The organism is Salinibacterium sp. AL4.1 (genome assembly GCF_059767305.1).
The window spans coordinates 1350996-1365286 of the sequence record NZ_JBSOQK010000001.1; the positions used below are offsets into that span (position 1 = coordinate 1350996).

Below are 14291 nucleotides of genomic sequence, written 5' to 3' on the forward strand. Positions count from 1 at the left end.
AAGCCCCGGCTGCCGACCACGTAAGTGGGGCATCCGGGGCTTCTTATGCTCAAGCGAGCGGGGCGCTTGTTACAGCGCAGCCAGCGTGTCGATGAACTTGTCACCGGGCGCTACGTCGACCGACTCTGCGTCGATCTCAGCGCGGCCGAGGAGTTCTTCCATCTTGCGACGACGGTTGCGCGGGATGAGCGTGACAACGGTTCCGACCTTGCCGGCGCGACCGGTACGGCCGGCGCGGTGCAGGTACGTCTTGTACTCCTCGGGAGCGTCAGCCTGAATAACGAGGCTGATGTCATCCACGTGGATGCCGCGGGCTGCAACGTCAGTGGCGACGAGCACGTTGACTCGGCCGCTCGTGAGCTGCTGCAGGTTGCGGGTACGACGCGACTGGTTGAGGTCACCGTGAAGGCTCGTGGCCGGAATTCCGGCGTCCTCCAAGTAGTCAGCCATTTCTTCAGCGAACGCACGCGTACGAGTGAAGACGAGAGTCTTGCCGTCGCCACCAGCAAGCTGGCGGATGATGGCACGCTTTTCGCGCTGCTCGATGAGCAGAACCTTGTGGTCGATCGTGGAGGAAGCCTGGTCTTCGCCCGCAACCTCGTGCACGGCCGGGTCAACGAGGAACTCGTTGACGAGCGTGGCAACACCCTTGTCGAGGGTCGCAGAGAACAGCAGCTTCTGGCCGCCATCGCTGGTCTCGCGCAGGATGCGCTGCACGGGCTCGAGGAAGCCGAGGTCGCACATGTGGTCTGCCTCGTCGAGAACAGTGACCTTCACCTGGCTGAGGTCGAGACGACCCTGCTGTACGAGGTCTTCAACACGACCGGGGGTCGCGATGATGACATCGACACCGCGCTGAAGCGCAGCAACCTGCTTGTACTGGGGAACGCCACCGACGATGGTCGTCGTGAACAGACCAACGCTGCGAGCGATGGGCTGCACGGTGCGGTCGATTTGCTGAGCGAGCTCGCGGGTCGGAGCAAGGATGAGGGCGCGCGGCTTGCGGCCCATCTGACGGTCCTTGCCGCCATTGTTTTCCATCAGGCGCTCAACGAGAGGTGCGCCAAAAGCGATGGTCTTTCCCGATCCGGTCTTTCCACGGCCAAGAACATCCTTGCCGGCGAGAACGTCGGGGATGGTGGCTGCCTGAATGGGGAACGGCGATTCTGCACCCATGGATGCGAGCTGACGCGAGATGTTCGAACCGATACCGAGGTCGATGAAGGACTTGCCTTCAACCTCGCTGGCGGTGACTACCTTGGCTTCGAGACGCTCAAGAACAACATCTTCTTGCAGCTCGTGTGACGAGTTCTCATCACGGTTGGGGTAGTAGGAGCTTTCGCGACGTTCGGTGCGCTGCGGGCGCTCGTTGCGGTCCGCGTACGAGGGACGGCCACCACGCTCGGGACGGTCACCGTAAGCGGGACGCTCTGAACGCTGAGCGCGGTCGTTGTAGGAAGGGCGTTCCGTACGCTGGGCACGGTCGTTGTACGAGGGGCGTTCGGTGCGACCAGCGGATGCACCGCGGTCACCATACGAAGGACGCTCGGTGCGCTGGGCGCGATCGTTGTACGACGGGCGCTCTGAGCGTTCGGGGCGTGCGCCACGGTCATTGCGGTCGCTGTACGAGGGACGCTCGGTGCGCTGCGGGCGCTCGTTGCGGTCGCCGTACGAGGGACGGCCACCACGCTCGGGGCGGTCACCGTACGAAGGACGCTCGCTACGACCAGCAGAAGCTCCACGATCGTTGCGGTCGCTGTACGACGGACGCTCGTTGCGACCGGCGTAACCGCCACGCTCAGGACGACCACCACGGTCAGGACGATCGCCATACGAGGGACGCTCGCTACGACCAGCAGAAGCACCACGGTCATTACGGTCGTTGTACGAGGGACGCTCGTTGCGACCGGCGTAACCGCCACGCTCAGGACGACCACCACGGTCAGGACGATCGCCATACGAGGGACGCTCACCGCGACCAGCAGAAGCACCGCGATCGTTGCGGTCGGGACGGTCACCGTATGAAGGGCGTCCGCCACGCTCGGGGCGCGAGTCGCGCTGGCTACGGTCACCGTAGGCGCCACGTTCGTTGCGCTGGGGACGGTCGCCGTACGAGGGGCGCTCGTTGCGGTCGCCGTACTCGGGGCGTCCGCCACGGGCAGGCTTCTCACGAGGAGTCCAGTCGGGACGGCTGTCGCCGCGGTTGGGGCGCGCCGACCCAGGTCGACGGTCGCCGGTGCGAGCGGCACGGTCATCCGCGCTCCAGCGACGCTTAGGAGCATCGCCTTCGTCGGCGCGGTAGCCGCGGTGACCTTCGCTGCGTGAACCGCCGCGCTTAGGAGCGCCAGAGTTGAAGTCTTTGTTGCCACGTCCGGTGGCAGGCTTATTGAATTTAGGCATTGTTCTTTCCGGGTTGTTCTTAGATGGAACACATCTAGTGCGTGGAGCACGCGCGCACGCCAACACTCGCCGATGTAATTAGCTAAAGATTGACTAGCTAGCCATCAATTGATTTGAGTGTTCGTACGCTGCACTACTGAACCCGGGCAGTCTTTGACCGAGGCCGTCACATACATTCGTGTGATTGTCACCAGTTGGATGGACTGGCAAACCGGCCCGCAAGACTTACAAACCCATACGCGAGATTTCGCGCTGTCTTGAGCCGACTTAGCTACTTTACTGCATCAAGCACTCGATAGCGAGAGCGAGTCGGATGCGCATCCTCTATTTGAGGCGGGAGTTGACCGCGAACTGCAGCGCGAAGACGTCGAGCTGCTCTCCGACGGGGGCGAGCCAGTCACCGACCTCGCGGATGAGTTCCTCTGGGCTAACGAGCCGCACCGCATTATTCGGGTCGCTCGCGATCGTGAGCGGAGCATCCGCCAGTCGATGCACGACAGCCCACGACTTGGTCACCAATTGAGGTCGATCGGCAGCCAAACGTTGCGCGGCGATCGCGGTGGTGACGTTGATGTGTTCGTCGATCTTGCCATCGCGCACCACTCGACCCCAGGCATCCAGAACATAGCCACCCGGTGCCCAGAGCAAGGAATCAATGAACGCGATCTGGTTGCCCGCGATAACTGCGTGCCCGACGTGGGCCGTTCGCGACCCCGGAACTTCGACGCCCTGAACGATCGTGACGCCGGGCATACGGATGAGCTGCTCGAGCAGTGGTGCCGTCAACCGCTCGGCGACAGCTAGCCGGCGCTCGAGCTCCCCCGAGTTCTCGTCAATCATGACGGGCTCACCGGCAAAGTGACGCTCACGCTGACCGTTCGGAAAGACTGTTCGCATCGCGGTAAGCACGTTCGAGCGCCAGTGCGCGAAGCTGCTGACCTGAGTGGTTATTTTGACCCAGACCACGATCGAGAGGGCAACGAACACCGCGGCGACGGCAAGGGACGGCAAGTTGGCGAGCTGCGGAATCGTCGAATAGGCAAATGCCAGTTCTTGATCAAACAGAATGGCGAGCACTGTGCCGAGTACTGCCAATGCCGCAGAGACAACGAAGAAGAGGAAGAAGAAACGCGCGGCTCCCACTGCGAGGTTGAACCGGGCGAGCGTCACCGCGACGACAGCGATCACGAGTTCGGCGGCAATCACTCCAACGATGAGCTGACGATTCATCTCGGATGCACTCGTCGCCACGTACTCGAGAAAGTAAACGGTGGCACCGACCAGCGCCGCAATGAGAAACAGAGCGAAAAGTAGGTGGGTTGCGAGAGTCAACGGCGCCACCTTCGGGGGCGCCTTCGGCCAGACTGCGGGACTCGATGCCCACAATTTCTGCGCCCAGCCGAACGTCTCCGCGCGCACCGTTGGCACTGGAATTCGTTGCCCCAGTGCGCTGTTTCCCCCAGCATTGTTCATGAAATAATCTCCATTTCCCCCAGACCAGCTTAAGGCATCTGAGGGAAATGGAGTCGAACAATGAGGTTCGCCGTCGTGAGCGAGGGCAGTATCGCGTTATTCGGCCGGAGAAACTTCCGGAGTCTGGCGACCGGCCTTTTTGGCGGCGCGCCGGCTCTTGCGATCCGTGCCCGCAGCCTTCTTGTCTTCGCGTCGCTCCTTGGCGCCTTCAACGACGTAGTAGAGAACCGGAAGAACCACGAGCGTCAGAACGGTCGAGGAGAGCAGTCCGCCGATCACGATGATGGCGAGCGGCTGCGAAATGAAGCCACCCTGACCGGTGACACCGATGCCGAGCGGGAGAAGCGCGAAGATCGTCGCAGCGGCCGTCATCAGAATCGGGCGGAGTCGACGTGACGCGCCCTCGATGATGGCGTCGTGCGCACGCATGCCCTTGACCCGGTACTGGTTGATGAGGTCAACAAGCACGATCGCGTTTGTCACGACGATACCGATGAGCATGAGTACACCGATGAGCGAAGCAACCCCGAGCGGGATGCCGGAGATCACCTGGAGCGCAATCGCTCCCGTGGCTGCAAACGGCACCGAGACGAGCAAGAGCAGCGGCTGGCGCAGGCTCTTGAAGGTCGCGACCATGACGACGTAGACGATCAAAATTGCGACGAGCAGGGCAAGGCCGAGTTGCTGGAATGCATCGGTCTGTTCGGTGGCAACACCACCGAGTTCGGCTGAGGCTCCAGCAGGCAACTCTGCTTCATCCACAGCAGCAGCGACCAGAGCGGATGCCGTACCTACGTCGTCGCTACCTGGAGTCACGCTCAGAGTGGCGCTACGCACACCCTTCACCGAGGTGATGCTCGCGGGGCCGTCTTCGACCGAGACAGTTGCCACGTCCGTCAGCGGAACGAGCCCGGTCGCACTGGGGATCTCGAAGTCTTGCAACTCTTCGATCGTGGTGGGGGCGAGGTCGTTGAGAATGTAGATCGAGAGCGTCGATTCGTCGATCACGGCGCTACCGACCGCGTTCGGGTTCATCGCGCCCGTGACGATTCCGCCCACCGCGATTTCACTGAGTCCGAGCTTGGCGGCCTTGTCGCGGTCAACCACGATCGAGATGAAGGGCTGCTGTTCCGAGAGGTTGCTGGTGGCCTCGGCGACGACGTCGAGGTCGCGCACTTGCTCAAGCAGAGCATCCGACGCTTCGCGCAGTTCGGAGTCGCTCGTGGCCGTGATGTTGATCTCGATGTCGCTCGAAGCGAAGCCACTCGATGCGGCGGCAAGGGTAATCTCGCCGGCATCCTCGATATCAGCGACAGCCTCGCGCACATCTTCTTGCAGCTGAGTTTGGTCGAGATCGGGGTCGGTCGTGAGCGAGAACGCGTTCGAACCGCCACCAGAGAATGCGGCAGCGAGTGAGCCACCACTGGAACCGATCGAGAGCTGCACTGTGTCGATGCCGTCGAGATCGAGGAGAACCTCTTCCACCTTCATGGCGGCTTCGTCTCGCGCTTCGAGGCTCGCCCCCAGAGGAAGGGTCTGGTTGACCGTCAACGTGTTCTGGCCACTGTCGCCAATGAAGTTCGTCTTCATGAACGGGATGAGAGCGACGGTGCCGCCCAGCAGCAGAACAGCGGCGAGCAGCGTAGCCAGGGGGCGCTTAAGCGTCCACTTAATCACGGGCAGGTAGCCGCGCTGCAGGGCGTTGGTCTTCTCTTCCTGCGGCAGGCCAGCAGCGTGGGCGTGCTCGACGGCAGCCTCCGTGTGACGAGGTGCGGCCTTGTTACCGAGGAACCAGTACGCCAATACCGGCACGATTGTGAGGGATACGAAGAGCGACGCCGCAAGCGCGATCGCGGTCGTCAGCGCAAACGGACGGAACAGTTCTCCCGTGATGTCGCCGACGAGAGCGAGCGGCAAGAACACCGCGATAGTCGTCACTGTGGATGCGGTGATGGCTCCCGCAACTTCCTTCACCGCGTTCTGAATGGCCTGAAGCTTCGGCTCTCCCATGGAGACATGACGCTTGATGTTCTCGATAACGACAATCGAGTCATCCACCACTCGACCAATCGAGATCGTGAGCGCTCCGAGAGTGATGATGTTGAGCGTGTAACCCGAGACCTGCATACCGATGAAGGTGATGAGAACGGATGCCGGAATGGAGATCGCTGTCACCAGCGTCGAACGAATCGACAGCAGGAACACCAGAATCACAATCACGGCGAAGACGAGGCCGAGCAGACCTTCGGTCGTGAGGCTATCGATGGACTCCTGGATGAAGGGAGCCTGGTCGAAGACAACGGTGAACTGGGTGTTGCTACCGAGCGCGCTTTCGAGCTCGGGGATTGCTTCGAGAACGGCTTCGGAGACGGAAACCGTGTTGCCCGCAGGGCTCTTGGTGATCGCGATCGTCAGTGCGGGCTCGCCGTTGACGCGCGAGATGCCCGTCGCGGGATCGTCGATGACATCCACGGTGGCCACGTCAGAGATGGTGACGACATCGGTGTTCGAGCCGCCCAGCAGCGGCAGTTCTGCGATTCCATCGGCCGTAGTGATGCGCTGGCCAGCCTGCACCGTGAGCGTCTGGCCGTCTTCGGTGATTTCACCGGCGGGCAGCAGCACGCCATTGTCATCGAGCGCAGACAGAATGTCTTGGTTGCTCAGACCATTGATGAAGAGTTCGTCTTGGTCGGGAGTGATGACCAGTCGCTGCGTGGCGGTTCCGAGCAGACTCGCATCGCTGACGCCCTCCAACTTATTGAGCTCAACAAGGGTGGAGGCTTCGAGCTTGTTCGAAAGCTCGAGAGGGTCGAGGTCGCTCGAGACGGCGATCTGCACAACCGGGAGGTCGGTGAAGTTGAAGGTGAAAACTTGGGTATCGGCCGAGTCAGGGAGCTGGCCCGAGATGCGGTTGATAGCGAGCTGAATCTTCTGTTCGGCGGTAGCGATGTTGGTGCCGTACTCAAATGATGCCGAGATGTTGGCGAAGTTCGAGTTCGACGTTGCGGTCGTAGACTCAAGCCCTTCTACGCCCTGGATGGCTGCTTCGAGCGGCCCCGCGAGGTCCTTATCGACGACCTCGGGCGATGCGCCCGGGTAGGTCGAAACGATGAAAATCTGCGGCAACGACAGTGACGGAATGAGTTCTTGCTTGAGCGACGTGAGCGCGACGCCACCGAAAATTCCGATGACGATGGTGACGAGCGCGATCAGAGCGCGGTTACGCAAAGAGAAAACGGAGAGCAGATGCACGGGGAACTTTCGTTGCTGTTAAACGCGGGCGCGGTCTCAAAACCACTTCTTGGTTAGATCAATTCTCTCAGCACCCTCAGTATTCCGCGTACTCTCGCGAGATTACATCTGCGTTAAACCTGCCGGGGATTGGCGGCCTCGCAGACAGGCGAATGCCCGCCCTCTGGCGCGCTTCGCGTTAGACGACGTTCGCGAACTCACTGCTGGCCGGCGAGAACGGATGCCGCATCACGGTCGACCAGGCTGCGGCGAGCGCCGAGACGCCCTGTTCCAATTCGGCAGAGCCCACGCTGAACGGAATGCGCAAAAAGCGCTCGAACGCGCCATCCATGCCGAAGCGCGGTCCGGCCGCAATGACGAGGCCTTCGTTGCGGGCGGCGAGCACGAGTTGCGAACTCACGGGTTGGCCGAGACCGATCCATGCCGTCATTCCTCCCGGGGTGTGCGGCACCTGCCAGGACGGCAGTTGCTCGGCGAGGAGGGAGGAGAGGTGCTCGCGGCCGGCCCGCAGAGACGTGCGCCGAGCATCCAGAATCGCCGGATAGCTCTCAAGAATGTTGGTGACGACGAGCTGTTCGAGCAGCGGGGTGCCGAGGTCACCAGCGGAGCGAGCGCGCACGAGTTGGCGAATAGTGGCGTGGTCGGCGCGAATCCAGCCGGTGCGCAAACCGCCCCAGACTGTTTTGCCGACCGAGCCGACTGAGATGGCGTTGCCGTGCGCGGCGAAAGGCAATCTGCTGCCCGCACCATCGAGATCGAGTTCGGCCATCGTCTCGTCGGCAATCACGGCGGTACCGTGTCGCGCTGCGAGCGACAGCACCTTCTCGCGCAACTCGTCGGGCATCGACTGACCGGTCGGGTTGTGAAAGTCGGGCATGAGATAGGCAAGCGACGGGCTCGTGCGCTGGATGGCCTGCTCGACGGCGATGGCATCCCAGCCGGTCTCGGTCGAGACCCCGACCGGCACAAGGCGAGCGCCGGCCGCCCGAAGCGCATCGAGCGCGTGCGGGTAGCTGGGGTTCTCCATGAGGGCACGGTCACCACGCGACATGAGCGTGCGCGAGATGAGCGCGATGGCGTGCTGGGCGCCGAGCGTCACCATGATCTGGTCGGGGCTCGTGGGCAGACCGCGGTCGGCGTAGCGCTGGGCAATGGCCTCGCGCAGCGCGGGGATACCCACCGGGTCGAAGCCCGACTCCCCCAGATAGGCCGGCAGCTGTTCGGCTGCTCGGCGAGAGGCCTCGATGACTTCGGGAGCGGCCGCGATTGTTGACTTGCTGAAGTCGAGCATTTGCGGGGCAGCAGGATCAGGAATCAGGCTCGCCCGATGCGGCAGCTGGGCAACACTGCCCGAGCCTCGCGTGCTCTCCACATAACCGCCCTCGCGCAGCGCCGCATAGGCCGCCGACACCGTGGTGCGACTGATGCCGAGGGCCAGCGCCAGCTCGCGTTCAGCCGGCAGCCGGGTTGACGTCAGGATGCGGCCATCCATGATGAGAAGGCGGATGCGGTCGGAGACGGCGAGATACGCCGCATTGGACCCTGCGGCACGCCATTCGCCCATCATGACGACCAATGCGCGGGCCGAAAGGCTATTCATGAGGCCACCATAGCCCGATTGGCCTCTTGTTAGGAGTCCAATTTCGTAATTGGATGCTTTTATGACTCCCCGCCTCACCATGACCCGGCGCATCGCGCAGCTCGGCATCGGCCTGTTCTTCTACGGCTTCGCCATTGCGCTTATGATTCGCGCGGAAATTGGTGTGGCCCCCTGGGACGTGCTCGGGCAGGGCGTTTCGCTCAGTACCGGCATCCCCTTTGGCTTTGTCACCAACATCATTGGCCTCATCGTGCTGTTGCTGTGGATCCCGATCCGCCAGAAACCGGGAATTGGCACCGTGTTCAACGTGGCCCTTGTGGGGCCCAGTGCTCAAGTAGGGCTCTGGATGCTGCCCGAAATCGAGGGGCTCGGTCTGCGCATCCTTGTTTTCGTCGCAGGGCTGCTCTTGCTCGGCATCGCTACAGGGCTCTACCTCGGGGCGCGCTTCGGGCCCGGACCGCGCGATGGCCTGATGACGGGCATCCACCACCGCTACGGCGGCAAGATCTGGATCGTGCGCAGCAGCATCGAACTCGTGGTGCTGACGATCGGTGCGATTCTGGGCGGAAACCTCGGCTGGGGCACGCTTGCGTTCGCGCTGCTCATCGGGCCCATCGTGCACTTCACGATTCCGCGCTTGATGGTGCCCGCCGCCGTCTCGACCGAGAATGTGCCGACGCCGGTGAATTAGCCCCAGTGCGTGGCCGAGAACGCGACCATGGCCGCGCGCACGAACTCGGCGCCGGCCTGCCCGCCGTAGTTGCGAGCGAAGCGCGGGTCGGCGACGTACAGGTCGGCCAGGCCGAGGTAGTACTCGCGCGGCGGCCCCGCCTTGCCTTCGCTCGGGGTACCGGGGATTCCGACGAGGCCGTCGAACTGTCGCTGCGCGAGCGCCTGAGCGTCGTCGCTTTCGGGGTCGTCACCGCGCTCGGCAGCGGTGGCCCAGTCGGCCGCGAGCTGTTTCTGTGCCGCGACGAACGTTGTTCGGTCGGCGGCGCTCATCGCCTTCCACCAGCTGTCGCTCGCCGCGGAGGAGTCGGACCCCCAGCGCTGCTTCACTTCGTCCTTATGGGCGGTGTGGTCGAATCCGTCAAACATTTCTTCAGCCATGAGGGGCTCTCCTTCTTCAATCTTGTGGATGGTGCTGGTCACCGACGCAATGAGGCGATCGATGCGCAGCTTCTCGCTTTTCAGCAGGCGCACGTGGTCACTCAGCGCTTTCAGATCATCGCGGTGTCCGGCGAGAATCTCAGCAATGGCCTCAAGGCCGAGCCCGAGTTCGCGCAACAGCAGAATGCGCTGAAGGCGGGCGAGAGCATCCGCGTTGTAATAGCGGTAGCCATTGGCCCCGACGCGGCTCGGGCTGAGGAGCCCGATCTCGTCGTAGTGCCGCAGCGTGCGCGACGTGGTGCCCGTGATGCGGGCGACGTCGTTGATGGAGCGCTCGGTGGGTGCGGTGCTGTCGTGTGCCATACCTCGACGGTAGAGGTTGACGTTACGTCAATGTCAAGCGAGTGCTTGTCTCAGCACTAGTGCGACTGCGGGGCGCGGGCGATCCGGCGATGCTCTATTCGGTGAACTGCACCGGAACGTAGACATCCTGAACCCGGTCATTGAGCGCCGTGTGGTCGTTGCGCGTGAAGATGCCGCACTCGTTGGTGATGCAATCGGCGTCTTCGCCGAGCGGGTCGCCCAGCTCGAGATACGCGGTAAAGGTGCCCGTGGCGGTGTCATCATAGCTGCGAGCGCCAAAGAGTCGCCAAGCCCAGTCGGCGTTGATCCAGTTGCTTGGAGCCCACTGCACAGTGCCCTCGGCCACGTTCTCTTGCTGCTGGCTCGGCACGCCACCGATGCACGGCCCCGGCTTGTCAGCCGACGTCTCCGGGATGACGCACACGGCAACGTACACACCTTGAGTTCCGTCGTAGCCAGTTCCCGTCACGACTACCCGTTCGCCACGAACGAGTGCCTCGGTGTCGATCGGTTCACCATTTTCTCCGGCGAGAGTCAACGTGCGAGTGCGACCATCATCTCCTTCGGCAGTGACCGAGAGCGGCCATTCTCCGTCGACGAGCTGCTGGCTCGACTGCCCCGAACTCTCATGGGTGAGGATCGGCACGACGATAATGGCGATCGGCACGAGCAACACCACAACAACAATGAGCACAATCCACGGCCAACGACGGCGGCGCGCAGCAGTTCGGGTCATGGCTTCAGTCTAGGACTGCGCGGGGTGCCGCCGAACCGGCCGGCAACGCCGAGAAAGCCTCGTGCGGGGTGGATGACACAGCACGGCTGCCGCTTACCCTAGGGTGATCGTGTAGACAGCACCCGCTTGAGCATTGGCACACGAAAGGCAGCACATGATTCGTGAAATAGCTGCTGTCGCGGTCGGCGGCGCACTCGGCACCGGAATGCGTTTTGCTCTCGATCTTGCCTTCACTACGGATGACGGGCTCTTTCCCATCTCCACCCTGATCGCCAACATTGTGGGCAGCTTCGTTCTCGCTCTTGTCGTCGCCGAACTGTGGGCGCCATCCCCCGCGTGGGCACGCGCCGGTTTGGGGGCCGGACTCCTCGGATCGTTCACTACGTTCTCCGCTCTCGCGGTTGCCGCCGTGCATCTCATTGGCGTTGATCAGTGGCTCCCCGCCCTTATCTACGTCGCCGCCACGGTGGTTCTCGGGCTCGCTGCCGCCGCGCTCGGACTGCGCGCCGGGCTTGCCCGTCGGAGCCAACCCGATCTGGTGAACGAATGACCGCCGGCGTTGTCTTTGCGATCCTCGGGGCCGGAGCCGCCGGGGCAGTACTGCGTTACCTGACGGCACGCGCGTTCTCGTCGTACACCGGCTTCCCCTGGGCAGTGCTCGTGGTGAACGTTGTCGGATCGGCGCTCGGTGGCACGCTCGCCGGGCTAGCCCACGTGGGCACCATCGACGCGAACCTCGAAATCATTCTGCTTACCGGGCTGTGCGGCGGTCTCACCACATTCAGCACCTTGAGCGTGGAGACGATGCAGAACGTCACTATGAAGCGGATGCGAGTCGCCGTCATCAGCGTGCTCGCCAACCTCGTCGTCGGCATTGGCGTCGCAGCCGCCACCTACTTCGGGTTGATCGCACTCGCGTCTTAGACCGCGCGAGCAGCGGCAATAAAGTCGCGGATGCGCGTCACGTCTTTCACGCCGCGACTCGCTTCGACGCCGCTCGAGACATCCACCCCGCCGGGCTGCAGCGTGCGCACGAGTTCGGCGACGTTGTCGGGTGTGAGCCCACCAGCAAGAATCCATGACTCCGGCAGCGCAGTGCCCCCCAGAAGCGCGGGATCGAAGGTAGCGCCAGCACCGGGCTCGACGGCATCGATCAGGAGCCGATCATCCGCTCGCAACTGCCCGGCGAGACTGCGGCGGCGATAGTCCTCCACCGAGATAGCCCGAATGGTGCCGAAACCTTCGGTGCGCAACCGGTCGAAGTCGGCGTCGCTTTCATCGCCGTGCAACTGCACGGTCGCGACGCCGGCACGGCGAGCGATCGCGAGCACCTCGTCAATCGGCTGGTTGCGAAAAACTCCGACGGTCTCAATCTCCGAAGGCAGCCCCTGCGTGAGCGAGAGTGCCTGATCGTCAGTGACGAGACGCGGGCTGCCGGGAGCGAAGACAAACCCGATTGCATCGGCGCCCGCCTCCGCTACCGCCAGGGCGGCATCCGGCGTACTGATGCCACAAATTTTCACAAAGAGGCGAGTCACTTCGACGCTGCTCCGGATGACGCGCCCGGCGATGCCAGCACGAGGGCCGCGGAGGCGTGACCGCCCACGCACGCCTTCTGCAGATCGCGGCTGGCCAAGTACGACGTCAGGAATCCCGCAGCGAAAGCATCGCCCGCGCCGGTGAGGTCGCGCACTTCGGGAACCGGGGGCACCGCCACCGTTAGCGGCGCCTGACCGGGTTCGTGAACGAGGGTGGGATCCGCTCCCGCCTTCGTCACGATGATGGTCTGGGCGAGTCTCGCAGCGACAGCACCCGGCTGCCCGTCGACGACGACTCCGAGACAGTCCATCTCACTGGCGTTGCCGATCAAGAAGTCGGGGCTGAGGTCAGCCATGAGATCAAGGAAGCGTTCGACGCCGTACTGCGCGAGCATGCCCGTGGACGAGACGTCGATCGACACCAGAATGCCTCGCTTCTTAGCGCGACGGATGACGTCGATCACGGTTTCCCCGACCGGCGCTCCGTTGAACGAGTAGGCCGAAACGTGTAGCAGCTCGAGACCGTCAAGCCACTCATCCGGAACCTCGTCGAGCATCGTTGCAGCCGCCCGGTTGGGCACCATGCTGCGTTCGCCGTCTTGGTCGATCAGGATGATGACGGTGCCGGTGACGTGTTTGCGCTGCACGCGCACGTCAACACCTTCCACCTCGAGACCCTGAACGAGCAGGGTGCCGAGGTGGTCGTTGCCCACACAGCCGATGAAACGCGTGGGGCCGAGTCGGCCGGCAAAGCTCGCGACGTTCGCACCGCTACCGCCGCGGGTGTGAAAGATTTCCGCAGCGGTATCGGTGCCATGCCTGAGCGGTTCAGCCAGCCAGACGACGACGTCTTCAACGAGGTCGCCAATGATTCCGAGCATAAGCGGCTGGCCGCTAGCGGGTGAGCGCCGTGGCGACGAGTCCACCGAGCGCAACGTTGCCGCGGTAAACCTCAACGTTGACGTCGAGGCTCAGCCCCTTGGTGTCCTTCTGGATGAAGTCGAGCAAGAACGGGGTCGAGGCGTTTCCGCTGATGCCCTGCTTGTCGGCTTCGGCCCAGGCGCGAGTGAGGATGTCGTCGAGCTGCTCCGGAGGAAGCTGCTTGTCGGCGGCAACGGGGTTAGCCAGCAATACGGACTGCGGCAGACCGAGCTCGTCGCGCGCGTTCACGACCGCGGCTGCTTCTTCGGGGGTATCTACTGAGTAGCCGATGCTGAAGCCGGAGTCGGTGACGTAGAAGCCCGGGTACTTGGTGGTGCCGTAACCGATGACCGGGATGTTGAGGGTCTCGAAGCGCTCGAGGGTGGCGGGGATGTCGAGAATCGACTTCACTCCGGCGCTGATCACGAGAATCGGGATCTGAGCGAGCGTGGTCATGTCGGCCGACTCGTCGAAGGTTTCGGAGGCTCCGTGGTGAACGCCGCCGAGGCCACCGGTCGAGAAGACCTTCACGCCAGCGTGGTGCGCGAGGAATGCAGTGGCGGCAACCGTGGTGCCACCGTGGATGCCAAGGGCACGCACGACGGGAAGGTCGCGCAGGCTGGCCTTGGCGATGTTGTCGGTGTTGGAAAGCTCAGTGATCTGCTCGGTGCTGAGGCCGACTGTCGGCACACCGTTGAACACACCGATCGTGGCGGGCGTGACGCCCTGCGCGCGCAGCCCAGCTTCCGCTTCGAGGGCAACATCGAGGTTGCGCGGGCGAGGAAGACCGTGAGTGAAGATGGTCGATTCGAGGGCGACCACGGGGCGGTTCTCGCGAACTGCATCTTGGACTTCTGGGGAGACGTGAATGACGGGTGTAGACATGGTCAATCTCTTT

At 63.1% G+C, this 14291-nt stretch carries 12 protein-coding genes; 3 read left to right on the plus strand and 9 right to left on the minus strand.

Annotated elements, in window-relative coordinates:
• Nucleotides 1-69 precede the first annotated feature (69 nt).
• The 4 genes from ACWTV3_RS06665 to yczR form a co-directional block, all read right to left on the minus strand.
• Nucleotides 70-2400, minus strand: a complete 2331-nt coding sequence (locus ACWTV3_RS06665) for a DEAD/DEAH box helicase (RefSeq protein ID WP_498477386.1) — start codon at nucleotides 2398-2400, stop codon at nucleotides 70-72.
• Nucleotides 2401-2724: 324 nt separating this feature from the next.
• On the minus strand, nucleotides 2725-3741 hold the full coding sequence (locus ACWTV3_RS06670) for a hypothetical protein (RefSeq protein ID WP_498477387.1): 1017 nt from the start codon (nucleotides 3739-3741) through the stop codon (nucleotides 2725-2727).
• A gap of 228 nt (nucleotides 3742-3969) precedes the next feature.
• Nucleotides 3970-7125 (minus strand): efflux RND transporter permease subunit, encoded by a 3156-nt coding sequence (locus ACWTV3_RS06675; protein ID WP_498477388.1) that lies wholly within the window; start codon nucleotides 7123-7125, stop codon nucleotides 3970-3972.
• Between the two features lie 178 nt (nucleotides 7126-7303).
• A complete protein-coding gene (gene yczR / locus ACWTV3_RS06680) occupies nucleotides 7304-8725 on the minus strand; it encodes a MocR-like transcription factor YczR (protein ID WP_498477389.1) in 1422 nt (473 codons plus the stop codon).
• 61 nt (nucleotides 8726-8786) lie between these two features.
• On the opposite strand from yczR, the gene yczE reads away from it, so the two are divergent.
• Nucleotides 8787-9416, plus strand: a complete 630-nt coding sequence (yczE, locus tag ACWTV3_RS06685) for a membrane protein YczE (RefSeq protein ID WP_498477390.1) — start codon at nucleotides 8787-8789, stop codon at nucleotides 9414-9416.
• On the opposite strand, the gene ACWTV3_RS06690 is transcribed toward yczE, so the two are convergent.
• Both ACWTV3_RS06690 and ACWTV3_RS06695 read right to left on the minus strand, forming a co-directional pair.
• Nucleotides 9413-10198: a MerR family transcriptional regulator gene (locus tag ACWTV3_RS06690; protein WP_498477391.1), complete on the minus strand. Its 786-nt coding sequence runs from the start codon at nucleotides 10196-10198 to the stop codon at nucleotides 9413-9415. The genes yczE and ACWTV3_RS06690 overlap by 4 nt on opposite strands.
• Before the next feature lie 94 nt (nucleotides 10199-10292).
• Nucleotides 10293-10934, minus strand: a complete 642-nt coding sequence (locus tag ACWTV3_RS06695) for a hypothetical protein (RefSeq protein WP_498477392.1) — start codon at nucleotides 10932-10934, stop codon at nucleotides 10293-10295.
• Between the two features lie 154 nt (nucleotides 10935-11088).
• On the opposite strand from ACWTV3_RS06695, the gene ACWTV3_RS06700 reads away from it, so the two are divergent.
• Together ACWTV3_RS06700 and ACWTV3_RS06705 are read left to right on the plus strand one after the other, a co-directional pair.
• Nucleotides 11089-11484 (plus strand): fluoride efflux transporter FluC, encoded by a 396-nt coding sequence (locus tag ACWTV3_RS06700; RefSeq protein WP_498477393.1) that lies wholly within the window; start codon nucleotides 11089-11091, stop codon nucleotides 11482-11484.
• Nucleotides 11481-11858, plus strand: a complete 378-nt coding sequence (locus tag ACWTV3_RS06705) for a fluoride efflux transporter FluC (protein ID WP_498477394.1) — start codon at nucleotides 11481-11483, stop codon at nucleotides 11856-11858. The genes ACWTV3_RS06700 and ACWTV3_RS06705 overlap by 4 nt, the downstream gene beginning before the upstream one ends.
• Here the strand turns inward: ACWTV3_RS06705 and ACWTV3_RS06710 are convergent.
• From ACWTV3_RS06710 to ACWTV3_RS06720, 3 genes are read right to left on the minus strand one after another with little or no spacing between them, the layout of a single operon-like run.
• The gene (locus tag ACWTV3_RS06710) at nucleotides 11855-12472 is read right to left on the minus strand and encodes a phosphoribosylanthranilate isomerase (protein WP_498477395.1); all 618 of its coding nucleotides are present in this window, start codon (nucleotides 12470-12472) and stop codon (nucleotides 11855-11857) included. The genes ACWTV3_RS06705 and ACWTV3_RS06710 overlap by 4 nt on opposite strands.
• Nucleotides 12469-13353, minus strand: a complete 885-nt coding sequence (locus tag ACWTV3_RS06715; RefSeq protein WP_498477396.1) for a carbohydrate kinase family protein — start codon at nucleotides 13351-13353, stop codon at nucleotides 12469-12471. Before ACWTV3_RS06715 ends, ACWTV3_RS06710 begins: the two co-directional genes overlap by 4 nt.
• Before the next feature lie 13 nt (nucleotides 13354-13366).
• Nucleotides 13367-14278 carry a pseudouridine-5'-phosphate glycosidase gene (locus tag ACWTV3_RS06720; protein WP_498477397.1) on the minus strand — a complete coding sequence of 304 codons (912 nt, stop codon included), beginning with the start codon at nucleotides 14276-14278 and terminating at the stop codon, nucleotides 13367-13369.
• Nucleotides 14279-14291 lie beyond the last annotated feature (13 nt).